Below are 22,281 nucleotides of genomic sequence, written 5' to 3' on the forward strand. Positions count from 1 at the left end.
GCCCGCATGCAACTCGTCCGCCTGTCACCCGGGACATCGTCCACCGATGCCGCCTCGAGCGCCGGCGCGGTGGTCACCATCGGCAATTTCGACGGCGTGCACCGGGGGCATCGCGCGGTGATCCGGCAGGCCGCCGCGCGTACCGACGAGCTGGGGCTGCCGCTGACGGTGGTGATCTTCGAGCCGCTGCCGCGGGAGTTTTTCGCCGAACGCCATGGGGTTCCGCCCGTGGCGCGGCTCACCCGCCTGCGCGAGCGCTTCCAGGCCTTCGAGGCGCTTGGCGTGGTCGACCGGCTGGTGTTGATGCCCTTCAATGCGCAGCTGGCCAGCATGTCGGCACAAGACTTCGTCAACGAGTTGCTGGTCGAGGCGCTGGGTGCGCGCCACGTCGTGATCGGCGACGATTTTCGCTTCGGCGCCAAACGCGCCGGCGATTTCGCCTTGTTGGCATCGATGGGACCGGAACTCGGCTTCGGCGTCGAGCGGGCGGTGACCGTCACCCTCGACGGCGAGCGGGTGTCCTCGACGCGGGTGCGCGCGGCGCTCGAGGCCCGCGACGTGGTTGGCGCCGCGCGCCTGCTCGGTCATCCGTTCTTTCTCTGTGGGCGGGTGATGCACGGCGACAAGCGCGGCCGCCAGCTGGGTTTTCCCACCGCGAACATCGCGCTGCGACGCCGTCTGTCGCCGTTGCGTGGTGTCTTCCTGGTGCGGATGAGCGGCATCGACGGCGGGCCGCGCTTCGGCGTGGCCAATATCGGCACCCGTCCGACCGTCGACGGCGGCGAAGCGCGCCTCGAGGTGTTCGTGCTCGACTTCGACGGCGATCTCTATGGGCAGTCGGCGACGGTGGAGTTTCTCGCCGATATCCGCGACGAGCGGCGCTTCGATTCGCTGGAGGCCCTGGTCGAGCAGATCGGGGCGGACGTGGCCGAGGCGCGCCGACTAATCGACACGCACCGCCGGGCAGGCACGCCCTGGCCGGTGGATGAAGGAGAGACCGCATGACGTCCATCGACGTGCTGATCGACAACCCGATCGCCTGGGGACTGGCGGGGTTCGCCCTGGTCATGCTGGTGGCGACCGCCTGGCTGGCGGCGCGACTGCGGGCCGAGACGCGCGAGCGCGATCGCCTGACCACCGAACAGGAGCGTCTCGAGACCCTGCTGGAGGCGGAGACCGAATCGCTCGCTGCCGCCCGCGAGACGTTGGCGGACGCACGCACCATGGCGGCCCGCCATGAAACCGAGCGCCAGCACCTCGTGGAGATGCGCGATGCCCTCGAGATGCGCCGCCGGGAGGCGCAGGCGGCACTGGACGCCGAGCGGGAGATGACCGCCACGCTCAAGGCGGAGAAGGCCGAGCTGACCGAACGGCTCGAGCGTGAACGCGAGGCGGCCGAGGAGAAGCTCAAGCTCCTCGACGAGGCGCGCGAGAAGCTGGCGGATGCCTTCAAGGGGCTGTCGGCCGATGCGCTGTCGCGCAACAACGAATCCTTCCTCAAGCTCGCCCGCGAAAACCTCGAACGCTTCCAGCACCAGGCAAAGGATGATCTCACCGCCCGCCACAAGGCGATCGAGCAGCTCACCGGCCCGATTCGCGAGCGCCTGGAGAAGTTCGACACCAAGCTTGACGGGCTCGAGCAGGCGCGCACCAGCGCCTACTCGGCGCTCAACCAGCAGGTCAACGACCTGCTGCAGACCCACCTGCCGCGCCTGCACCGCGAGACCGCCGATCTGGTCAAGGCGCTGCGCCAGCCGCAGGCGCGCGGGCGCTGGGGCGAGCTGCAACTCAAACGCGTGGTCGAGATGGCCGGCATGCTCGAGCACTGCGACTTCGAAGAGCAGGTCAGCCAGACCACCGAGGCCGGTCGCCTGCGCCCCGACATGATCGTGCACCTGCCGGGCGGCCGGCAGGTGGTGGTCGACGCCAAGGCCCCGGTGGATGCCTACCTCGAGGCCGTCGAGGCGCACGACGAGACCGCGCGCAAGGCCGCCCTGGTCAGTCACGCCCGGCAGGTGCGCGCCCACGTCGGTCAGCTGGCGAAGAAGAGCTACTTCGACCAGTTCGACCCGTCGCCCGAGTTCGTGGTGCTGTTCGTCCCCGGCGAGGCCTTCTTCTCCGCGGCGCTGGCCGAGGACCCGGGGTTGATCGAGTACGGCGCCGAGAACCGCGTCATCCCCGCCAGTCCCACCACCCTGATCGCGCTGTTGAAGGCCGTCTCCTACGGCTGGCGCCAGGAAGCCATGGCGCAGAACGCCGCCGAGGTGGCCGCACTGGGCAAGGAGCTCTACGAGCGCATCGGCACGCTCGCCGATCACTGGAACAAGGTCGGCAACCGGCTCAACCAGGCGGTGGATGCCTACAACAGCTCGGTGGGTACGCTCGAATCCCGCGTGCTGCCCAGCGCGCGCAAGTTCCGCGATCTGAAGACCGTTTCCGCCGAGAAGGACATCGCCTCGCTCGACCCGGTGACCCAGGAGCCGCGCTCGCTGACGGCCGCCGAATTGACGGAGGCGTTGTCGGAAGCCGATGAGGGCAAATCGCCGCAAGGCTGACGGCAGCGAGTCACGTCGTCGACTAGGGTGGTGGGGCAATCACCATCAGAGGAGATGACGCATGAAACATGGTAGCCAGTGGCTGGGTCGCGGCCTGATCGGGGCGGCGTTCCTGCTGCCGTTCGCCGCCCAGGGGGCGAACGGCCTGAATGTGATCGAGAGCCAGCACGGCGTGGCCGAGACCGAAGAGCGGTTGGTCGAGGCGGTTGAGGGCAAGGGGCTGACGGTGATGGCCCAGGTCGATCACCAGGCCAATGCCCAGACGGTCGACCTGGAGATGCCGCCGACCCGAGTCGTGATCTTCGGCAACCCGCAGGGCGGCACGCAGCTGATGAAGTGCGCCCCGACCGTCGCCATCGACCTGCCGATGAAGATGCTGATCTGGCAGGACGGCGAGACGGTCAAGGTAGGCTACAACCGGGTCGATTACCTGGTCGAGCGACACGGCATCGGCGATTGTGCCGCGCCGGTACAGGAGACGATGAAAAAGACACTCGATGGGTTGGCACATACCGCCGCCGGTGACTGAACCGTTCCGAGGCAGGCAAAAGAAAAGGCCGGGAAAAATCCCGGCCTTTTTTGGTTTCGATTAACGGGCCGCGCCTACGCGGTTTCGGGCAGCTTGCGTCGCTGCCACAGCCAGTAGATGACCGGCAGGACGACCATCGACAGGAACGGCGCGCTGATCATGCCGCCCACCATCGGCGCGGCGATGCGCGACATCACCTCGGAGCCGGTGCCGTGGCCGATCATGATCGGCATCAGACCGGCGAGAATCACCGCCACGGTCATTGCCTTGGGGCGAACCCGCAATACCGCGCCTTCCATCAGCGCCTCCTTGAGGTCGGCCCGGGTATTGAGTAACTCCTCGCGCCGGTAGCGCTCGATCGCCTGGTCGAGGTAGATCAGCATCACCACGCCGAACTCAGCGGCCACGCCGGCCAGCGCGATCAGGCCGACGGCCACCGCGATCGAGAGGTTGTAGCCCAGTGCCCACAGCAGCCAGAAGCTGCCGATCAGGGCGAATGGCAGGCTGGCCATGATCATCACCGCCTTTCCGCCGTGACGGAAGGTGAGATACAGCAGCACGAAGATGATCGCGAGCGTCAGGGGCACCACCTGCTTGAGTCGCTCGGCGGCGCGTTCCATGTAGCGGTACTGGCCGGCCCACTCGATCGCATAGCCCGGCGGCAGGTCGACCTCTTCCTTGAGTACCTCCTTGGCGCGGGCGACATAACCGCCCAGATCGACGCCGCTGGTGGTGACGAAGACGAAGCCGGCCGGTCGGCTGTTCTCCGACTTGATCACCGGTGGGCCGGACTGGATCTCGACGGTGGCCACCTGCCCCAGTGCGACCGATGAGCCGCCCGGCGTGACGATCGGCAAATCGCGCAGCTTTTCCACCGAGTGCCGATCGGCCTGCGGGTAGCGCAGGCTGACCGGATAGCGCTCCAGCCCTTCAACGGTGTCGGTTACCTTGACCCCGCCGACGGCCAGGCTGATGACCTTCTGGATGTCGCCGATGTTCAGGCCGAAACGGGCGGCCTTCTCGCGGTCCGGGGTGATCACGACGTAGCGCCCGTCCGAGGTGCGGTCGGCGAAGGCGCTGCGGGTGCCCGGCAGCTTCTTCAGCGCGGTCTCGACCTGCTTGCCGACGTCCTCGATCTGGTCCAGGTCCGAGCCGGTGATCTTGATGCCGATCGGCGTCTGAATGCCGGTGGTCTGCATGTCGATCCGTGTCTTGATCGGCATGACCCAGGCGTTGTTCAGGCTGGGGAAATCCACCTTTTCGTTCAGTCGCTCGATCAGGTCGTCCAGCGTCACGCCCTCGCGCCACTCGTCACGCGGCTTGAGGGTGATGCTGGTCTCGATCATGGTCAGCGGCGCCGGGTCGGTGGCCGTGTCGGCCCGGCCGATCTTGCCGAACACGCGCTCGACCTCGGGCTCCTCGCTGATCAGCTTGTCGACTTGCTGCAGGAGGATGCGGGCCTCGCCGATCGACAGACCCGGCAGGGTAGTCGGCATGTAGAGCAAGTCCCCTTCGTCGAGCTGGGGCATGAACTCCGAGCCCAGGCCGCTACCAAGGCTGGCCAATCGCGGCGAGCCGTCGAACCAATCGCTCCACTGGTCCTCCAGATCCGACTGCCAGTCGGTAACCGTCGCCTGCCAGTCGGTGTCACCGGCCCATTTGAGCGGGGCCAGAAAGCCGGTTACGCCGGCAAACGGCAGCACCATCGAGAACAGAGCGACGAAGGCGATCACCAGCACGGTCTTGGGGAAGCGCAGCGCGTTCGACAGCAGCGGCCGGTAACCCCAGATCAAGAAGCGGTTGATCGGGTTGGACTCCTCCGACGGGATGCGCCCGCGGATGAAGTAGCCCATCAGCACCGGGATCAGCGTGACCGCGAGACCCGCGGCCGCGGCCATCGCGTAGGTCTTGGTATAGGCCAGCGGCGCGAACAGTCGACCTTCCTGTGCCTCCAGCGCGAATACCGGCACAAACGAGAGCGTGATCACCAACAGCGAGAAGAACAGCGCTGGGCCGACCTCGCTGGCCGACTTGGCGATCAGCCCCCAGTGGACCTCGCCCTCGGGGGGCTTGCCGTGCGTCTCCCGGTAGCGTGCCAGGTGCTTGTGAGCGTTCTCGATCATGACGATCGCCGCGTCGACCATCGCGCCGATGGCGATGGCGATGCCGCCGAGCGACATGATGTTGGCGTTGATGCCCTGCCAGTTCATGACGATGAAGGCGGTCAGGATGCCCAGCGGCAGGCTGACGATCGCCACCAGCGCCGAACGCAGGTGGAACAGGAAGATCAGGCTCACGAGGGCCACGACCAGGAATTCCTCGATCAGCTTCGTCTCGAGGAAGGCCACGGCACGTTCGATCACGCCGCTGCGGTCGTAGGTGGTCAGCACCTCGACGCCGTCGGGCAGGCCCGGCTTGACGTCATCGAGCTTCTCCTTGACCGCCGCGATCACCTCGCGGGCGTTCTCGCCGCTGCGCATCACCACGATGCCGCCAACGACCTCGCCCTTGCCGTCAAGCTCGGCCACCCCGCGGCGCTCGGCCGGCCCGACCTCGACCCGACCTAGATCGCGGACCGTGATCGGGGTGCCCTTGTCGGTCACGCCCACCGGAATCTGCTCGATGTCCTCGGCGGATTTGAGATAACCACGGCTGGTGATCATGTACTCGGCGCCACCGCGCTCGATCACGCCGCCGCCGACCTCGCGGTTCGCCTGGGAGATCGCCTCGCGCAGGCGGTTGATCGAGATGTTGAAGGCGCGCAGACGCTGCGGGTCGACCACGATCTGGTACTCGCGGACCATGCCGCCGACGGTGGCCACCTCGGCGACGCCCTCGACCGACTCGAGCTGGAACTTGAGGAACCAGTTCTGCAGCGTGGTCAGCTCGGAGAGATCATGCTGCCCGGTCGGGTCGTTGAGCGCGTACTGGAACACCCAGCCGACGCCGGTCGCATCCGGCCCCAGCTTCGGCGTGACCTCCGATGGCAGATCCTCCGAGGCCTGGTTGAGGTACTCCAGCACCCGCGAGCGCGCCCAGTAGAGGTCGGTGCCCTCCTTGAACGTGACGTAGATGTACGAGTCGCCGAAGAACGAGTAGCCCCGTACCGCCGTCGAGCCGGGCACGGCCAGCAGCCGCGTGGTCAGCGGATAGGTGACCTGGTCCTGGACGACCTGCGGCGACTGGCCGGGGAAGGTCGTCTTGACGATCACCTGGGTGTCCGACAAGTCCGGGATGGCGTCCAGCGGCGTCGCCTTCCAGGCTGCCCAGCCGATTGCGGCGAGCAGGGCGGACAGCAACAAGACCAGCACCCGGAAGCGGATGCTGGCATGAATGATGCGCTCGATCATGTGGCCCCCTTACTGCTCGTTGCCCGACAGGCGCGAGAAGGCCGCCTGGACGTTGGACTCGGAGTCGATCAGGAACTGACCCGAGGCGACCACCTGTTCGCCCGGTTCCAGCCCCGAGACGATCTCGGTGTAGCCGCCCGCCTCGGCGCCGGTTTCCACGGCCACCGGCCGGAAGCGACCTTCGCCGGTGCGCACCACCACGCGGGCTCCACCCGGGGATGGGATGATGGCGGTTGCCGGCACGGCGAGCACCGGCGGGGTCTTCTCCGGCGTGAGCGTCACCTCGGCGAACTGGTTGGGTCGCAACTGGCCGTCCTCGTTGTCGAAGGCCAGTCGTACGCGCAGGGTGCGCGATTGCGGGTCGAGCTCCGGGTAGACGAAATCGACCGTGCCCTCGAACGTGCGCCCGGGGATGCCGTCGACCCGCATGGTGGCCTCTTGCCCCTCGCTGACCGACTGCATGCGCCGCTCGAGCACGTCGACGTTCACCCAGACGCGATCCCGCCGCGCGATGGTGTAGAGGTCGAGGCCGGGCTGGATGTACATGCCCTCGCGCAGGTTGATCTCGGCGACGTAGCCGTCCTGCGGGGCGAGCAACGGGATGGTGCGCTGCACCTTGCCTTTCTGGCGGACCGTGTCGATCACCGATTCGGGTACGTCGAGCAGTTCGAGCCGGGCGCGGGATGATTCGATCAGATCGCTCATGCCGCGGCGCAGTGCGACCAGGTAGTCCTGCTGGGCGGCGACGATGTCCGGCGAGTAGTACTCGAACAGCACGTCGCCCTTCTTTACGGTGGTGCCCACCGAGGCGACCTTGAGCTGCTCGACCCAGCCCTTGGCCCGCGGGTGGACGTGGGCTAGCAGGTCTTCGTCGTAGCCCACGGTGCCGACCGTGCGGATCGTCTCCACCAGCGGCCGCTTCTTGGCCTCTTCGATCACCACGTTCATGTGCTGCACGGTGATCGGGCTGACCGAGACGGCCGGGAAGCTTGGCGCCTTGGGACGACTGGCGTTTCCACCGCTACTTTCGGCGCTGGCCGCGCCAACCTCGGAGGCCGGGTATTCCTTCTCGACCAGATCCATGCCGCAGATGGGGCAGGAGCCGGGCTCCTCCTCGATGATCTGCGGGTGCATCGGACAGGTCCAACGGGTCACTGTCTCGCCACCGCTGGCCGCGCTCGAGGCACTATTGCCACCCTGGGCGCTCGCACCGCCCGAGGCGCTGTCGCTCGTTTCGGCGGCAGCCTCCTGGGCGGGGTATTCCTTCTCGACCAGGTCCATGCCGCAGATGGGACAGGAACCGGGTTCCTCCTCAACTATCTGTGGATGCATCGGGCAGGTGTAGCGGGTGACGGTCTCGCCGGTTTCATCGGACGACTCGACAAGAGTCTGACCCTCATGGCCCTCGTCTGGCGCGGCGCGGTCCTGGCTCTCGCTCGCCGCCTGAGAGGTCTGTTCGGCCGGGAATTCCTTCTCGACCAGGTCCATGCCGCAAATCGGGCAGCTACCGGGTTCCTCTTCGACGATCTGCGGGTGCATCGGGCAGGTCCAGCGAGTGACGGAGTCACCGCCGTCACTGGCGGACTGGGCGTGATCGTGACCGTCGTGGTCGGTCTGGTCGCCGTTCTCGGCCGCCATTACCGAGGTGATGGCCGGGTTGACGCCCATCAGCACCGCTGGGGTGACCAGGGCCGAGCCCAGCAGGGTGACGCGGGTGAGTCGCTTGATGCGGAAGGTGCGGGTGTTCATGCGGTCGGCTCCAGCAGGTAGCGCAGGTCGATGAGTTGGTCGGCACGGTCGAGGCGCAGGGTGAGCAGTTCCTGGCGGGCCTCGATGACGGCGCGTTCGGCCTCGATCAGGGCGTCGAACTCGCCCCTTCCGGCGCCGATCTCGCCGCGGATCATCTCGGCGACCTGTTGCAGTTCGGGAATGATGTCGTTCTGGTAACGCGTGATGCGGCGATCCAGGGCCGCCAGGCGGGCGCGGATGCCGTCGGCCTGGGCGGCGAGATCGCGCGCGCGCTTGGTCAGCTCGAGTTGGGCGGCCTGGGCGGACTGTTGCGCCCCGCGCAGTCGAGGCGACTGGCGACGCTCGCTGAAGATCGGCAGGCTCACGCTGACGCCCGCGGACAGCGTGTTGGGTTCGCTGCCGGCGCGCAGGCCGTAGCCGACCTGCAGGCCGATCTCCGGGGCGAACTGCGCTTCGGCCTCGCCGACCCGGGCGCGAGCGGCCTCGAGTTCGGCGCGCAGCCGCTCGATTTCGGGTTGCCGGTCGATCTCCCCCCGGGGGAGGTCGGTCAGCCGGGCGGGAAGGGTGTCGGGCAGCGGCAGGCGCGCGGCATCGCCCACCCAGCGTTCCAGCCGAGCCCGGGCGGCCTCGGCCTCGCCATGACGGCGATCGAGGGCATCGCCCAGCCGCGACAGCCGGGATTGCAGGATGACCAGATCGCTGCCGCTGGCCTCGTTGACCTGGTAGGCGGTACGGGCGCTGTCCAGCAATTCCCGGTAGAGCGCGCGCTCGCGCTCGAGCAGCCGGGCGAGCGCCTCTTCGCGGTAGACGGCCAGCCACAGGCGACGCACCTCGCGCTTGAGCTGGCGGTCGGCGGTGGCCAGGGCGGCGGAGGCGCCGGCAATGCGCGCCTCGGCCGCTTCCCCGCGGAAGACGAGCGTGTCGCCCGGCGGCAGGCTCTGCGAGAGCGTCACCACCGTCTGGGTCATCGGCGAGTCGCTCAGGCTGTAGTTGTCGGTGGGTACGTTCTGCAGGGCGACGGACAGCCGCGGGTCCGGCAGTTCGTCGGCGGCCTCGGCACTGGCGGCCTGGCCTGCGCGTCGGCGTTCGGCGGCCTGCAGTCCCTCGTCGCTTTGCACGGCGGCCTGTTCGGCCGCGTCCAGCGTCAGCCGTTGACCGGCCTGTGCCGATGAGTCGGCCAGGCTCGGCGTGAGCGGCACGGCGATCGTCAGCAGGACCACGGCGGTCCGCGAGAGAATCGATGGGTTCATGGAAGTTTCCTCGGTTGAAGACGGTCAGCGGAGAGCTGGGTCGGCCGAGGTGAGCGGGGCGTGGTGCCCCGTCGACTCGGCCGTGTCAGGCCGAGAGGGGGGGGCGGAACGGGGTGTTGGGAACCCCTGCGGCCATCGAATCGGTCAGGGAGGCGTCGAGGGTGCCGTTGGGCAGGTGAATGGCGGCGACCGTGGACTGGGTCGGCAGGGAGAAGCCACCCAGGAGCACGCAATTGCCGCAGTGGTCACAGCCGGCCGAGGCGGTGGGCTCGTCGATCGAGCCGCCCATGCTCGGGCAGTCGGCGCCATGCTCGATCATTTCCTCCATCGGGCAATCGAGCATGGCCACGCCGGCGGTCACCGCGTTGAGCGGTGCCCAGAAGGCGAGCAGCAGGGTGACCAGGTGCATGAATTTCATGGTGTCGGGACTATAGGTGCTTCTTTTGGCGGGCGCAAGCCCTCCCGCGGATGGGGCGGTCAGCCGGGCGTCAGCCGCAGCAGTCGACCGTCGGCATGATCGGTGATCACCCAGAGCGCGCCATTCGGCCCGACCTCCACATCGCGGATACGCCATTCGCGTTCCTCTAGCCAGCGTTCCTCGCCGATCACGCGTTCGCCATCCAGCCGCAGTCGGGCGAGGTGGCGCTTGGCCAGGGCGCCGACGAACAGGCTGCCCTGCCAGTCGGGTGCGGCCGCATGATCGTAGAAGGCCATGCCGGAGGGGGCGATCGACGGCGTCCAGTGATGAATCGGGCCGGTGACGCCCTCGACCTCGTCGGGGGCGATTTCCGGGCCGGCGTATTCCCGACCGTAGGTCTGGATCGGCCAGCCAAAGTTTTCACCGGCCGCCGGGATATTGACCTCGTCGCCGCCGCGCGGGCCGTGCTCATGAATCCAGACGCGACCGGTCTGCGGGTGGGTGGCCGCCCCCTGCGGGTTGCGGTGTCCGTAGCTGAAGATGGCGGCCTCGGCATCGGGGCGGTCGACGAACGGGTTGTCTTCGGGAATGCGGCCATCGGCGTGGAATCGCAGGACCGAGCCGTTGTGGTCGGCGAGATCCTGGGCGCGATTGCGTTCGCCGCGGTCGCCGACTGTCATGAACAGGTACCCGTCGCGATCGAAGGCCAACCGCGAGCCGAAGTGGATGCCGGAATCGACGCAGGGGGTGGCGACATGCAGTGTCTTGAAATCGACCAGCCGGTCGCCCTCCAGTCGCCCGCGTCCCAGGTGGGTGGCGTTGCCGCCGTCGCAGCGCCCGGCCCAGGTGAGGTAGATCCATCGGTTGTCGGCATGCGCCGGGTGGGCGAGCACGTCGAGCAGGCCGCCCTGGTTGCGGTGGTCGACCTCCGGCACGCCGTCGATCGCCCGGCGCTCTCCCGTCGCCGGGTCGATATGCCAGAGCCGCCCGCGTCGCTCGGTGACCATGAGGTCGCCATCGGGAAGAAAGGTCAGGGCCCAGGGGTGGTGCAGGTCATCGACGACCGTCTTGACGGTCGGCTCGGCGAGTGTCGGGGTGGCGAATGCCAAGAGAAGGGCGAACAGGACGGTATGGGTTCTCATGGCGACGATCTCCGGCGAATCCTTTCCGCCAGATTAGACCAGCCTGTCGCCCGTCTCAGGCCAGCATCGGGTAGCTGAATAGCGAGAAGTGCAGCAGGTTGACCAGCCAGTGCAGGGCAATGGCCGGCCAGAGGGATCCGCTTTGCCAGGCGATCCAGCCGTAGCCCAGGCCGGCGACGGTGGCCACGGCAGCGAATTCGATGCCGAAGGGCAGATGCGCCAGCCCGAAGATCAGGGCGGTGAGCCACCAGGCATGTGTCGCGCCCAGTCGGGTCAGCAGGTGGCGCTGGAGCAGGCCGCGAAACAGTACTTCCTCGGCGGCGACCGTGACCAGGTTCGCTGCGGCAAACAGGGTCAGTAGCGACAAGCCGGGCCAGCCGGGTTGCCAGTGGAACAGGCCGGTGGCGATGCCCAACGCGACCGCCGCGGCGATGGTTACCACGCTGGCCATCAGCAGGGGCATCGGGTTGGCTGCTCGCCAGTGCCCGATGACCAACGGCAGCCAGGCCGTCACCAGCAGGGCCTGGTCGACCGACAGGTAGAGGCTGTGCGGCAGGCAGTCGCGGCAGAAGCGTCGGTCCTGCCACAGGAGTGGATTGTCAAAGCCAGGCCAGAAATGAAGGCTGAGCATCACGCCCAGGCCGATGGCGATGGCCGCGGTTATCGGGCCGATCGTCCCGCGGGTGGCGGCGATCAAGCCCAGTCCCAGCAATGGCAGCAACACCGCCAGGCCCGCCGGCTCGGCGTGCCCGGCGAGCAGCGCGCCCGCGCCGGTAGCCAGGGAAAGAGTCAGGGCGAGGCGCCAGTGGCGAAGATCGATCATGGGTGCTTTGCGGTTTCCGCTGGGTTCTCGGGTGGCGTCGATCAAGGAGATGACATTGTCGTCGAGAGGCCGGCCGGGATGGAGGTCGTGACCATGGATCCACCCGGGTTTGGTTGGCATGCGCACGTATAAGCGGTTGTTTTTGTCGGGAAATGGGCTAGAATTCGCCGGCCTTGTGGTCGGCACGGCCCCAATCCATGCGCACCAGACGAGGTTTTATGACGACTGTTGCCAAGCGAAGCATTCCCGGGACCCAGCCGGGTACGCAGGACGGGCAGGCGCCCAAGCTGCAGGTCTTCACCGACCGTCATCTCGACAAGATCGAGCCCTTGAAGCGTCTCGGCGAGGAGGCGCTGTTCGAGATGAAGGTGGTCGCGAGCGTGCTGCCGTTTCGCGTCAACAACTACGTCATCGAGAACCTGATCGACTGGGACCGTGCCCCCGACGACCCGATCTTCGCCCTGACTTTCCCGCAGCGCGACATGCTCAGCCCCGAGATGTACGAGCAGATGGCCGAGCTGCACCGCCGCGAGGCGCCCAAGGAAGAGATCACCGCGCTGGCCTGGAAACTGCGCCACCAGCTCAACCCGCACCCGGCCGGCCAGATGGAGATGAACCTTCCCGAGGTCAACGGCGAGACGGTCGAGGGCGTGCAGCACAAGTACCGCGAGACCGCGCTGTTCTTCCCCAGCCAGGGGCAGACCTGCCACAGCTACTGCACCTTCTGTTTCCGCTGGGCGCAGTTCGTCGGCGACAAGGACCTCAAGATCGCCTCCAAGGAGGCTGGCCAGCTGCTCGACTACCTCGCCGAGCGCCCCAACCTGAGCGACCTCTTGATGACCGGCGGCGATCCGATGGTGATGAAGACCAAGCACCTGGCGCCGTACCTCGAGGGCCTGCTCGACGAGCGCCTCGAGCACGTGCAGACCGTACGCATCGGCACCAAGGCACTGTCGTTCTGGCCGTACCGTTTCGTCACCGACAAGGATGCCGACGAGCTGCTGGGGTTGTTCGAGCGGCTGGTCGAGTCCGGTAAGCACGTCGCGGTGATGGCGCACATCAACCACTACCAGGAGATGGAGAACCCCATCTTCCGCGAGGCGGTCAAGCGCATCCGGGCGACCGGTGCGGAGATCCGCACCCAGAGCCCGCTGATCAAGCACATCAACGACTCGGGCGAGGTCTGGGCGCGCATGTGGCGCGAGCAGGTGCGCCTGGGCATGATTCCGTACTACATGTTCGTCGAGCGCGACACCGGCGCGAAGTACCGCTTCGAGGTGCCGCTGGCCGAGGCGCACCGCATCTACCGCGACGCGATGAAGCGCGTCTCGGGCCTCGCGCGCACCGCGCGCGGTCCGTCCATGTCCGCCGGCCCCGGCAAGGTCGAGGTGCAGGGCGTGACGGAGATCCATGGCGAGAAGGTATTCGTGCTGCGCTTCGTCCAGGGTCGCAACCCGGACTGGGTGCAGCGGCCGTTCTTCGCCAAGTACGACGAGGAGGCCACCTGGCTCAACGAGCTGACGCCGGCCTTCGGTGAAGAGAAGTTCTTCTTCGAGGACGAGTACGAGGCAATGCAGGCCGACAGCGGCCTCAAGGTGATCGACGCCACCGAGGTCGAGGCATAACCCGTTGGGCGGTCGGCAGATCTCCCTTGACGAAAGGTGCGCGGGTCGCTAAGATTGCGCGCCTTTACGGAAGGCCTGCACGAATTCGATACCGCTCTGCGGGCCTTGAGCCGGGCAGATGCAAGGCGACCGTCCGCCGGACAGGGTGATTCCCTTTCCAAGGGCGGCAACGCGGCAGATGGCCGGCTCAAGGCCCGCCCTTCGGGGCCAGTCGAGCCGCCCGTGCTCTTCGTTGCGCCGTCTTGACGTGGCCGCCGGCACGCCAGCGACGTCGGCGCCTTGATCACGAGCGGCTCGACTGGCCAGAGTGGCATCGAATTCGTGCAGACCTTCCGTTAACAACGCCTGCCGGTGACTGCGATGCGTCATCGGCTCCTTTACGCATAAACATTCGGGTTTTACAGCATGTACGCAGTGGTCGTTACCGGCGGTAAGCAGTACCGCGTCGAGCAAGGCAGCAAGGTGCGCGTCGAGAAGCTCTCTGGCGAAGCCGGCAGCACCGTGACGCTGGATCAGGTTTTGATGGTCGGCGACGGCTCTGACATCAAGGTGGGCACCCCCACCGTCGATGGCGCGAGCGTTACCGCCGAGATCGTCGGCCAGGGTCGCGGCAAGAAGGTGGAAATCCTCAAGTTCCGCCGCCGCAAGCACCACATGAAGCGTCAGGGCCATCGCCAGGCCTACACCGAACTCAAGATCACCGGTATCAGCGCCTAAGCGCCCGGTATCCAGACCAGGAGACTTGAACCATGGCACATAAAAAAGCAGCGGGCTCTACCCGGAACGGTCGCGACAGTGAAAGCAAGCGCCTCGGCGTGAAGCGTTTCGGTGGCGAAGCCGTCTCCGCCGGCAGCATCATCGTTCGTCAGCGTGGCACCAAGTTCCACGCCGGCAGCAACGTGGGCGTTGGCCGCGACTACACCCTGTTCGCCCTGACCGACGGCCAGGTGAAGTTCGAGACCAAGGGTCCGAAGAGCCGCCGTTTCGTCAGCATCGAGCCGGCGTAACGCCGGCCCGACGTGAGTTGGCGGTCAGCGTGGCTGGCCGGTAACTGCTGTCCGAGCCCCGCCTGCGAGCGGGGCTTTCGTGTTTGTGGTCTACTCGCCTACGTGCGGGAAATTGCGGGGAACGTGTCGTGAAATTTGTCGATGAAGCCACCATCAAGGTCAAGGCCGGAGACGGCGGCAATGGCGTGGTGAGCTTTCGCCGCGAGAAATACGTGCCCTACGGTGGTCCCGACGGGGGCGACGGCGGCGATGGTGGCTCGGTCTACCTGGTTGGTGACGTCAACCTCAACACCCTGGCCGACTTCCGCTTCCAGCGCCATTACGAGGCCGAGCGCGGCCGGAATGGCGCCGGGCGCAACATGACCGGCAAGAAGGGCCACGACCTGCACGTCCACGTGCCGCTCGGCACGGTGGTGCACGACGAGGACACCGGCGAGGTGATCGGCGAGGTGGTCGAGGCCGGCGCCGAGCTGCTGGTGGCCAAGGGTGGCTGGCACGGGCTGGGCAATTCCCGCTTCAAGAGCTCGGTCAACCGCGCCCCCCGGCAGAAGACCGACGGCACCCCCGGCGACGATCGCCGCCTGCGGCTCGAGCTCAAGGTGCTGGCGGACGTCGGCCTGCTCGGCCAGCCGAATGCCGGCAAGTCGACCCTGATCCGCGCGATCTCGCACGCCCGTCCCAAGGTCGCCAACTACCCGTTCACCACGCTCTACCCCAACCTGGGCGTGGTCGCCCCGGAGCCGCATCGCAGCTTCGTGGTCGCCGACATCCCGGGGCTGATCGAGGGCGCGGCCGAAGGCGCCGGCCTGGGGATTCGTTTCCTCAAGCACCTGGCGCGCACCAACCTGTTGCTGCACGTGGTCGACGTGGCGCCCTACGACGAGGTCGACCCGGTCGAGAGCGTCGCGGCGATCGAGGCCGAGCTCGAGAAGTACGACGAGTCGCTCGCCGAGCGGCCGCGCTGGCTGGTGCTCAACAAGATCGATGTCTGGGCGGACGAGGAACGCGAGGTCAATATCGAGGCGCTCAAGCAACGCTTTGCCAACGAAATCGGGCTGACCGGGCCGGTGTTCGCCATCAGCGCGCTCGACAAGACCGGCACCCAGCCGCTGGTCTGGGCGATCCTCGAATACCTCGAGGCCGAGTGGGCCCGCGAGCGCGAGGAGCAGGGTGGCCGTTCGGGGGCGACGGAGGGCTGATCATGCGTGACGAGGTCAGGGGCTATCAGCGCTGGGTGGTGAAGATCGGCTCGGCGATGGTCACGGGTGACGGTCGCGGTCTCGATCGCGAGGCGATCGCCGCCTGGGCCCGCCAGCTCGCCGAACTGCGCCGCGAGGGCCGCGAGATCGTCATCGTCACCTCGGGCGCGGTGGCCGAGGGCATGGCGCGGCTCGGCTGGGAGGAGCGTCCCGAGTCGCTGCCCAAGCTGCAGGCGGCCGCCGCCGTTGGGCAGATGGGCCTGGTCGAGGCCTATGCCGAGGGGCTGGCCCGCTTCGACACCCATTCGGCGCAGATCCTCCTGACCCACGAGGACTTGGTCGACCGCGAGCGCTACCTCAACGCCCGCAGCACGCTGCGCACCCTGCTCGAGCTGGGCGTGGTGCCGGTGGTCAACGAGAACGACACGGTCGCCACCGACGAGATCCGTTTCGGCGACAACGACACGCTCGCCGCGCTGGTTGCCAACCTGGTCGAGGCCGACATGCTGGTGATCCTCACCGACCAGCCGGGCCTGTTCGAGGCCGACCCGCGCAAGCGGCCGGAGGCGAAGCTACTGGCCGAGGTGAACGCCGGCGATCCGACACTCGAAACCATGGCCTCGCCCGAGGGCGGGCGTCTCGGTCGGGGCGGCATGTACACCAAGGTGCTCGCGGCCAAGCGCGCCGCCCGTTCCGGGGCGGCGACCATCGTGGCCGCGGGCAGCGAGGCGGACGTGCTCTGCCGACTGGCCGCCGGTGAGCCGTTGGGAACGCATTTCCACCCCGCCACCAACCGGCTGGCCGCGCGCAAGCAGTGGCTTGCCGGGCACTTGCGGGTGCGGGGTCAGTTACGGGTCGATGCCGGCGCCGCCCGCGCGGTGGCCGAGCAGGGGCGCTCGCTGCTGCCGGTCGGCGTGACGGCCGTCTCCGGCCAGTTCGCCCGTGGCGAGCTGGTCTCGATCGTCGATGCCGACGGTCATGAATTCGCGCGCGGGCTGGTCAACTACCCGAGCAGCGACGCCGCGCGGCTGGTGCGTTGCTCAAGCCAGGCGATCGCGGAGACCATCGGTTACCGCGAGGAAAACGAACTGGTGCACCGGGACAACCTGGTCCTGCTCTAAGTGCCTTCGGTTCGTGCCGCCCGGCCAATCTCGTCGGGCGGTCCGTCCTTTCTTGTTCGCCTTATCCGGCCAGTCGCCGCGCCTCGGTGTCCAGTTCGTCGAGCAGCCGTTCGTAGATCGTCGACAGCGTCTTGAGGTCCTCGACCGCGACATGCTCGTCGATCTGGTGGATGGTGGCGTTGAGCGGGCCGAGCTCGATCACCTGCGCGCCGGTCGGCGCGATGAAGCGCCCGTCCGAGGTGCCGCCCGCGGTCGACGGCGTCGGCGCCGTTCCCAGCGCCCCTTCCACGGCGCGCTCGACCGCGCCCACCATCGGCCCGTCGTCGCGGGTGAGAAACGGCACGCCCGAGAGCTGCCAGTCGATTCGATAGGCCAGTCCGTGGCGCTTGAGCAGTTCCTCCACCCGCGCCTGGATCGCCTCGACCGAGGTCTCGGTGTTGAAGCGCAGGTTGAACTGGACATTAAGCTCGCCGGGGATGACGTTGTTCGCGCCGGTGCCGGCCTGGATGTTCGCGATCTGCAGCGTCGAGGGCGGGAAGTGCGCGTTGCCTTCGTCCCACTCGATTTCCACCAGCTCGGCCAGGAACGGCGCGGCGCGATGCACCGGATTGTCGGCCAGGTGCGGGTAGGCTACGTGCCCCAGGCGACCCTCGATGACGAGATTGCCGGTAATCGAGCCGCGCCGGCCGATCTTGAACTCGTCGCCCAGCCGGTTGCGGCTCGACGGTTCGCCCACCAGGCACCAGTCGATCGAGATCCCCTTCTCGCGCAGCCACTGCATCACGCGCTTGGTGCCGTGCTGGGCCGGGCCCTCCTCGTCGCTGGTGATCAGGTAGCCCAGCCGGAAGGCCGGCTCGGGCTGCCGGGCGAGAAAGCGCTCGGTGGCGGTGACGAAGGCGGCCACTGACCCCTTCATGTCCGCCGCCCCGCGGCCATAAAGCCGACCGCCGTGGACCTCGGCGCCGAACGGCGGGTAGGTCCAGCGCGTGGCCTCGCCGGTCGGCACCACGTCGGTGTGACCGGCGAAGACGAACAGCGGGCCCTGGTCGCCGTGCACGGCCCAGAGGTTGTCGACCTCCGCGAAGCGCAGCGACTCGATGGCAAAGCCCAGCGGGGCGATGCGCCCGCCGATCAACGCCTGGCAACCCTGGTCGTCGGGCGTGACCGAGGGGCGGCGGATCAGATCGCGGGCGAGATCGATGGTCGGGTCGGTCATGCCAGTGCCTCCTGCCAGTCGTCGGCGGAAAAGCCGATCAGGGTGTCGCCGTCGTGTTCCACCACCGGGCGCTTGATCAGGCTGGGGTTGGCCAGGGCCGCCTCGCGGGCCTGCGCGGTGTCCATCGCCTCGCGTTCCTCGGCCGGCAGGCGCCGCCAACTCGTGCCGCGGCGGTTGATCACCGTCTCCCAGCCGAATCGCTCCAGCCAGTCGTCCAGTCGCTGCTCCGGTACGCCTGCCTTCTTGAAATCGTGAAAGCGGTAGTCCAGCCCCTGTTCGGCCAGCCAGGCCCGGGCCTTCTTGACGGTGTCGCAGTTGGGGATGCCGTAGACGGTGATCATCGATAGTCCTAACAAGTGAAAATAGTTGTTCCGGATAGGAAAAATTGATTTTCCTATGAGTGCCGGCGTCCTACACTCAAACTCGATGCGGCCGTGGAAATGGCCCGCGCGTTCGAAATTGCAGCAGAAAAGGAGTGGCAATGCCATGCGAACCAGGAAGACGATGATGCACGCAAACCCGACTCGAATGCTTGGCCTTGTCGCCGGGCTGATGCTCGCCGCCCCGGTCGCCGCCGAGCCCGACATCGCCTGGGGCGGTGAACTGTTCGCCGACAATTGCGCCGAGTGCCACATGGTTCCGCACAACGACGAGTGGTTCAAAGCGCGCGCGGACGCCGGAAATATGGGCAGCTACGACAGCCTGCGCACCATGGTCCAGGGTTGTGCCAACAACTTCGGTCTGCCGTGGTTCGACGAGGAAGTCGAGGCGGTGACCGCCTGGATGAACCAGGAATATTACGGGTTCGAGTGACCTGAGCGGCGCTCGAGGTGCGATCAGTCGATGAATCGCATCGACAGGTCGATCGCCTCGACGTGCTTGGTTAGCGCGCCGATGGAGATGTAATCCACCCCGGTCTCGGCCACGTCGCGCACGGTCGCCAGCGAGACGTTGCCGGAGGATTCCAGCTTGGCCCGGCCGGCGGTGACCCGGACGGCTTCGCGCAGCTGATCCAGCGCAAAGTTGTCCAGCAGCACCCGCTTGACCCCGGCGCCCAGCGCCTCATCCAGCTGCTCGAGGTTCTCCACCTCGACCTCCAGCGGCAGGTCACGTGCCACCACCCCGGCGGCACGAACGGCTTGCTCGATCGACCCGGCCGCACGGATGTGGTTCTCCTTGATCATCACCATGTCGTAGAGACCCATGCGGTGGTTGGCCCCGCCGCCGTCGATCACCGCCTTCTTCTGCGCGTAACGCAGGCCGGGCAAGGTTTTGCGGGTATCGAGTATCTGCGCGCCGGTGCCCTCGACCGCCTCGACGAACCGGCGGGTGACCGTGGCCGTGGCGCTGAGCGTCTGCAGGAAGTTGAGCGCGACGCGCTCGGCCGTCAGCAGGGCGCGCGCCGGGCCGCTGAGCAGGCACAGGCTCTGCTCCGGGAACAGGCTGTCGCCGTCGGCGGCGGCCCACTCGATCCGCACGGCTGGCGAGACGCGACGGAAGGCGGCATCCGCCCAGTCGACCCCGGAGAGGATCGCCGGCTCGCGACTGATGATGCGGGCATGCGCGGTCTCGTCGGCCGGGATCAATTGCGCCGAGACGTCACCGCTGCCGATGTCTTCGGCCAGCGCGCGCGCCACGTCCAGGGCGACGATGTCGGGGTCGGCTTTGCTCATGGGGCTCCTGGTCGCTGTCGAGGCTCGATTGATCGGGTTGGCAAGTCTAGCAAGTTCTTTCCGCAAGCAAGCGCTGCCCCTTCCATCCGGACGCCTGGCCACCTGCGGTGACGGATTCGTAGGCTTCCCGTCACGCTGTCATCTTGTCATGCTGCTGTCATCGCGGCGGCGTTTAATGCCGGCAGATGGTCGGGGTGCCGCCCGGTGCCCCGACGTCCCGCTCACATCGATTGTTGCGAGGACCGGCGTTGGCCGGGATGACCGAATGCAGAAGACCATATTGATTGTCGAGGACGAGAAGCCGATCCGCGAGATGGTCGCCTTCGCGCTGGGGCGCGCCGGCTACGACCTAGTCGAGGCCGCCGACGTGCAGGAGGCCTACGAGCGGTTGGCGGAAAAGCAGCCCGACCTGATCCTGCTCGACTGGATGCTGCCGGGTGCCAGCGGCATCGAGTTCGCCCGACGCATCAAGCGCGACGAGCTCACCCGCGATGTGCCGATCGTGATGCTCACCGCGCGTGGCGAGGAAGAGGACAAGGTCAGCGGACTGGAGGCCGGCGCCGACGACTACGTCACTAAGCCGTTCTCGCCGCGTGAGCTGATGGCCCGCATCAAGGCGGTGCTGCGTCGCGTGTCCCCGGAGACCGAGAACCCGGTGCTGGACGTCGCGGGACTCAAGCTCGACCAGGAAAGCTACCGCGTGACGGCCGCCGACGAGCCGATCGACATCGGCCCGACCGAGTTCCGCCTGCTCGCCTTCTTCATGAAGCACCCGGATCGGGTGTTCACCCGGGCGCAGTTGCTCGACCGCGTCTGGGGGCAGAACGCCTACGTCGAGGAGCGGACCGTCGACGTGCACATCCTGCGCCTGCGCAAGGTGCTCGCGCCCAGCGGTTATGATGGCCTGATCCAGACCGTGCGTGGCGTGGGCTACCGACTCTCGCCCCGCTGAGGCGCGTGGCCCGCACCCCGGGCCGACCCGGTGAGACTTGGCCCGACCGTTCTTGCATTGAGCCGTCCATGACCGACCCGCAATCCTCCCATCCCCAGCATGCCGCCCGCGCGACGCGAGTCGAGCGTCGCGCCCAATTGCGGCAGTTGCGCCTGGTCGAGGCCCGCCAGCGGGCCTGGCGCGAGGAGGGCATCCTCGTGCTGGCCGTGCTGGCGCTGGGTTCGGTGGTCGCCTGGGTCGGTGCGGTGACCGGCTGGGGGCTTGCTTGGGTGCTGGCGCCGGTCACGGCGCTGGTGATCTACACGGCCGCGCTGCTCTGGCGGGTGATCTACCTGGCGCGCGCCCTGCCGATCACCTCGCAGCCGCGCCGCGTCTGGGGGCTACCCGGGCTGATTCAGGTGCGCCAGCGACGCCTGAGCCGGCGATGGTCGCGACGCCAGCGGCGCCTGATCGGTCTGCTCAAGCGCTATCACCACTCGGCGATGACCGTGCCGGACGCCATGGTGGTGCTCACCACCGAGCGCGAGATCGAGTGGCTCAACCGCGCCGCCATCGACATGCTGGGCCTCAACCGCTCCGACATCGGCCTGCGCCTCGACGATCTCTGGCGCACCCCGGCCTTCATCGCCTGGCTCAAGCAGGGCAGTGACCGGCCGGCCCTGGAGCTGGTCGCGCCGGCAGACGAGACCCGCACCCTGAGCCTGCGGATCGAGCCCTACGGCTCGGACCGCTACCTGCTGATCGGCCGTGACGTGACCGCGTTGCACAGGTTGCAGGGGGTCCGCCAGGACTTCGTCGCCAACGTCTCGCACGAGCTGCGCACCCCGCTTACCGTGCTGGCCGGTTACGTCGAGACCCTGCTCGACACCGACGAGGGACAGGATCCGCAGATGCACCGCATCCTGTCGAACATGCACCAGCAGGCCGATCGCATGCGGCGCATCGTCGAGGACCTGCTGCTGCTTTCTCGGCTCGAGACCTCGCAGCCGGACGCCGACTGGTTCGAGACCATCGACGTGGCGCGCCTGCTCGAGCCGATCCTCAATGACGCGCGCCTGGTCTCCGGCGAGGAGGGGCACGACATCCGCGCCGATCTCGACCCGACCCTGACCTTGTGGGGCGTGCCGCGCGAGCTGCAGTCGGCGCTCTCCAACCTGGTCTTCAACGCGGTCAAGTACACCCCGGCCGGCGGGCGCGTCGAGGTGCGCTGGGGGCGCGACGAGCAGGGGCGGGCGGTCTTCTCCGTGTGCGACTCGGGCATCGGTATCGAGGCGCGCCACATCCCGCGCCTGACCGAGCGGTTCTATCGCATCGACGTGGGGCGGTCGCGTTCGCGTGGCGGTACCGGGCTGGGACTGGCCATCGTCAAGCACGTGGCCCTGCGCCACGGGGCGCGGCTCGAGATCGACAGCACGCCGGGCGAGGGCAGCTGTTTTCGCGTGATCTTTCCGGGGTCGTGACGGCCGATCAGTGGACCCGGGGGTGACCCGGGTTCGCCCCGGGGACATGCGCTAGACTGACCCGATTAGCCACAAGGGGCGCGAGCCAGCCGATGTCCGAATTCTGGAACGGAACTCCGACATAGTCGATATAAACGCTTAGAAACAGCAAGTTAGCCCTGAGCGAAGCGTTTGTTACTCACTTCGTTACTCACATTTGGCTGAGTAACTTG

The 22,281-nt window shown here is 67.5% G+C and carries 20 protein-coding genes; 11 read left to right on the top strand and 9 right to left on the bottom strand.

The window, feature by feature from the left end:
• The first annotated feature begins 6 nt into the window (after window positions 1–6).
• The 3 genes from ribF (at window position 7) to LV475_RS03300 (ending at window position 3,084) form a co-directional block, all read left to right on the top strand.
• Window positions 7–1,005, top strand: coding sequence for a bifunctional riboflavin kinase/FAD synthetase (gene ribF, locus LV475_RS03290; RefSeq protein ID WP_136867302.1), 999 nt, complete (start codon window positions 7–9; stop codon window positions 1,003–1,005).
• Window positions 1,002–2,555: a DNA recombination protein RmuC gene (locus tag LV475_RS03295; protein ID WP_197039145.1), complete on the top strand. Its 1,554-nt coding sequence runs from the start codon at window positions 1,002–1,004 to the stop codon at window positions 2,553–2,555. The genes ribF and LV475_RS03295 overlap by 4 nt, the downstream gene beginning before the upstream one ends.
• A 61-nt stretch (window positions 2,556–2,616) precedes the next feature.
• Window positions 2,617–3,084 (top strand): DUF302 domain-containing protein, encoded by a 468-nt coding sequence (locus tag LV475_RS03300; RefSeq protein ID WP_136867303.1) that lies wholly within the window; start codon window positions 2,617–2,619, stop codon window positions 3,082–3,084.
• A gap of 74 nt (window positions 3,085–3,158) precedes the next feature.
• On the opposite strand, the gene LV475_RS03305 is transcribed toward LV475_RS03300, so the two are convergent.
• From LV475_RS03305 to LV475_RS03330, 6 genes are all read right to left on the bottom strand, one after another.
• Entirely contained in the window at window positions 3,159–6,434 is a 3,276-nt protein-coding gene (locus LV475_RS03305; protein WP_136867304.1) for an efflux RND transporter permease subunit, read from the bottom strand.
• 9 nt (window positions 6,435–6,443) lie between these two features.
• Complete coding sequence (locus LV475_RS03310; RefSeq protein ID WP_250105752.1) at window positions 6,444–8,183, bottom strand: efflux RND transporter periplasmic adaptor subunit; 1,740 nt, start codon at window positions 8,181–8,183, stop codon at window positions 6,444–6,446.
• A complete protein-coding gene (locus tag LV475_RS03315) occupies window positions 8,180–9,433 on the bottom strand; it encodes a TolC family protein (RefSeq protein WP_136867306.1) in 1,254 nt (417 codons plus the stop codon). Before LV475_RS03315 ends, LV475_RS03310 begins: the two co-directional genes overlap by 4 nt.
• An 85-nt stretch (window positions 9,434–9,518) precedes the next feature.
• Window positions 9,519–9,851 (bottom strand): hypothetical protein, encoded by a 333-nt coding sequence (locus LV475_RS03320; protein ID WP_136867307.1) that lies wholly within the window; start codon window positions 9,849–9,851, stop codon window positions 9,519–9,521.
• A 59-nt stretch (window positions 9,852–9,910) separates the two neighbouring features.
• Window positions 9,911–10,993 (bottom strand): PQQ-dependent sugar dehydrogenase, encoded by a 1,083-nt coding sequence (locus tag LV475_RS03325; RefSeq protein WP_250105753.1) that lies wholly within the window; start codon window positions 10,991–10,993, stop codon window positions 9,911–9,913.
• A gap of 55 nt (window positions 10,994–11,048) precedes the next feature.
• On the bottom strand, window positions 11,049–11,816 hold the full coding sequence (locus LV475_RS03330; RefSeq protein ID WP_250105754.1) for a CPBP family intramembrane glutamic endopeptidase: 768 nt from the start codon (window positions 11,814–11,816) through the stop codon (window positions 11,049–11,051).
• Window positions 11,817–12,034: 218 nt separating this feature from the next.
• Between LV475_RS03330 and LV475_RS03335 the strand changes: the two genes are divergently transcribed.
• The 5 genes from LV475_RS03335 to proB all read left to right on the top strand — a co-directional run bounded on the left by LV475_RS03335 (window position 12,035) and on the right by proB (window position 16,768).
• Window positions 12,035–13,441, top strand: coding sequence for a KamA family radical SAM protein (locus tag LV475_RS03335; RefSeq protein ID WP_250105755.1), 1,407 nt, complete (start codon window positions 12,035–12,037; stop codon window positions 13,439–13,441).
• 405 nt (window positions 13,442–13,846) lie between these two features.
• Complete coding sequence (gene rplU, locus LV475_RS03340) at window positions 13,847–14,158, top strand: 50S ribosomal protein L21 (protein ID WP_136867310.1); 312 nt, start codon at window positions 13,847–13,849, stop codon at window positions 14,156–14,158.
• A gap of 32 nt (window positions 14,159–14,190) precedes the next feature.
• Window positions 14,191–14,448, top strand: coding sequence for a 50S ribosomal protein L27 (gene rpmA / locus LV475_RS03345; protein WP_136867311.1), 258 nt, complete (start codon window positions 14,191–14,193; stop codon window positions 14,446–14,448).
• A 128-nt stretch (window positions 14,449–14,576) separates the two neighbouring features.
• Entirely contained in the window at window positions 14,577–15,647 is a 1,071-nt protein-coding gene (cgtA, locus tag LV475_RS03350) for an Obg family GTPase CgtA (RefSeq protein ID WP_250105756.1), read from the top strand.
• Between the two features lie 2 nt (window positions 15,648–15,649).
• Window positions 15,650–16,768 carry a glutamate 5-kinase gene (proB, locus tag LV475_RS03355; RefSeq protein ID WP_250105757.1) on the top strand — a complete coding sequence of 373 codons (1,119 nt, stop codon included), beginning with the start codon at window positions 15,650–15,652 and terminating at the stop codon, window positions 16,766–16,768.
• Window positions 16,769–16,829: 61 nt separating this feature from the next.
• Here the strand turns inward: proB and dapE are convergent, their stop codons facing one another.
• Together dapE and LV475_RS03365 are read right to left on the bottom strand one after the other, a co-directional pair.
• Entirely contained in the window at window positions 16,830–17,984 is a 1,155-nt protein-coding gene (dapE, locus tag LV475_RS03360; protein WP_250105758.1) for a succinyl-diaminopimelate desuccinylase, read from the bottom strand.
• The gene (locus LV475_RS03365) at window positions 17,981–18,325 is read right to left on the bottom strand and encodes an ArsC family reductase (RefSeq protein WP_211238816.1); all 345 of its coding nucleotides are present in this window, start codon (window positions 18,323–18,325) and stop codon (window positions 17,981–17,983) included. The genes dapE and LV475_RS03365 overlap by 4 nt, the downstream gene beginning before the upstream one ends.
• A 187-nt stretch (window positions 18,326–18,512) precedes the next feature.
• Between LV475_RS03365 and LV475_RS03370 the strand changes: the two genes are divergently transcribed.
• Window positions 18,513–18,797 carry a cytochrome c gene (locus tag LV475_RS03370; protein WP_250105759.1) on the top strand — a complete coding sequence of 95 codons (285 nt, stop codon included), beginning with the start codon at window positions 18,513–18,515 and terminating at the stop codon, window positions 18,795–18,797.
• A 23-nt stretch (window positions 18,798–18,820) separates the two neighbouring features.
• Here LV475_RS03370 and nadC read toward each other — a convergent pair whose 3' ends face one another.
• Window positions 18,821–19,657: a carboxylating nicotinate-nucleotide diphosphorylase gene (nadC, locus tag LV475_RS03375; RefSeq protein WP_250105760.1), complete on the bottom strand. Its 837-nt coding sequence runs from the start codon at window positions 19,655–19,657 to the stop codon at window positions 18,821–18,823.
• A gap of 265 nt (window positions 19,658–19,922) precedes the next feature.
• Here nadC and phoB point away from each other — a divergent pair, with 265 nt between their 5' ends.
• Window positions 19,923–20,609, top strand: coding sequence for a phosphate regulon transcriptional regulator PhoB (phoB, locus tag LV475_RS03380; protein ID WP_250105761.1), 687 nt, complete (start codon window positions 19,923–19,925; stop codon window positions 20,607–20,609).
• Between the two features lie 68 nt (window positions 20,610–20,677).
• On the top strand, window positions 20,678–22,069 hold the full coding sequence (gene phoR, locus LV475_RS03385) for a phosphate regulon sensor histidine kinase PhoR (RefSeq protein ID WP_250105762.1): 1,392 nt from the start codon (window positions 20,678–20,680) through the stop codon (window positions 22,067–22,069).
• The last annotated feature ends 212 nt before the right edge of the window (window positions 22,070–22,281 follow it).

It is taken from the genome of Guyparkeria hydrothermalis (genome assembly GCF_023555375.1).
Lineage (GTDB): Bacteria > Pseudomonadota > Gammaproteobacteria > Halothiobacillales > Halothiobacillaceae > Guyparkeria > Guyparkeria hydrothermalis.

Excerpts from the sequence above, each read along its gene's own strand:
- ribF (WP_136867302.1), top strand. The coding sequence starts at position 7 with ATGCAACTCGTCCGCCTGTCACCCGGGACATCGTCCACCGATGCCGCC.
- LV475_RS03295 (WP_197039145.1), top strand. The coding sequence starts at position 1,002 with ATGACGTCCATCGACGTGCTGATCGACAACCCGATCGCCTGGGGACTG.
- LV475_RS03300 (WP_136867303.1), top strand. The coding sequence starts at position 2,617 with ATGAAACATGGTAGCCAGTGGCTGGGTCGCGGCCTGATCGGGGCGGCG.
- LV475_RS03305 (WP_136867304.1), bottom strand. The coding sequence starts at position 6,434 with ATGATCGAGCGCATCATTCATGCCAGCATCCGCTTCCGGGTGCTGGTC.
- LV475_RS03310 (WP_250105752.1), bottom strand. The coding sequence starts at position 8,183 with ATGAACACCCGCACCTTCCGCATCAAGCGACTCACCCGCGTCACCCTG.
- LV475_RS03315 (WP_136867306.1), bottom strand. The coding sequence starts at position 9,433 with ATGAACCCATCGATTCTCTCGCGGACCGCCGTGGTCCTGCTGACGATC.
- LV475_RS03320 (WP_136867307.1), bottom strand. The coding sequence starts at position 9,851 with ATGAAATTCATGCACCTGGTCACCCTGCTGCTCGCCTTCTGGGCACCG.
- LV475_RS03325 (WP_250105753.1), bottom strand. The coding sequence starts at position 10,993 with ATGAGAACCCATACCGTCCTGTTCGCCCTTCTCTTGGCATTCGCCACC.
- LV475_RS03330 (WP_250105754.1), bottom strand. The coding sequence starts at position 11,816 with ATGATCGATCTTCGCCACTGGCGCCTCGCCCTGACTCTTTCCCTGGCT.
- LV475_RS03335 (WP_250105755.1), top strand. The coding sequence starts at position 12,035 with ATGACGACTGTTGCCAAGCGAAGCATTCCCGGGACCCAGCCGGGTACG.
- rplU (WP_136867310.1), top strand. The coding sequence starts at position 13,847 with ATGTACGCAGTGGTCGTTACCGGCGGTAAGCAGTACCGCGTCGAGCAA.
- rpmA (WP_136867311.1), top strand. The coding sequence starts at position 14,191 with ATGGCACATAAAAAAGCAGCGGGCTCTACCCGGAACGGTCGCGACAGT.
- proB (WP_250105757.1), top strand. The coding sequence starts at position 15,650 with ATGCGTGACGAGGTCAGGGGCTATCAGCGCTGGGTGGTGAAGATCGGC.
- dapE (WP_250105758.1), bottom strand. The coding sequence starts at position 17,984 with ATGACCGACCCGACCATCGATCTCGCCCGCGATCTGATCCGCCGCCCC.
- LV475_RS03365 (WP_211238816.1), bottom strand. The coding sequence starts at position 18,325 with ATGATCACCGTCTACGGCATCCCCAACTGCGACACCGTCAAGAAGGCC.
- LV475_RS03370 (WP_250105759.1), top strand. The coding sequence starts at position 18,513 with ATGCTTGGCCTTGTCGCCGGGCTGATGCTCGCCGCCCCGGTCGCCGCC.
- nadC (WP_250105760.1), bottom strand. The coding sequence starts at position 19,657 with ATGAGCAAAGCCGACCCCGACATCGTCGCCCTGGACGTGGCGCGCGCG.
- phoB (WP_250105761.1), top strand. The coding sequence starts at position 19,923 with ATGCAGAAGACCATATTGATTGTCGAGGACGAGAAGCCGATCCGCGAG.
- phoR (WP_250105762.1), top strand. The coding sequence starts at position 20,678 with ATGACCGACCCGCAATCCTCCCATCCCCAGCATGCCGCCCGCGCGACG.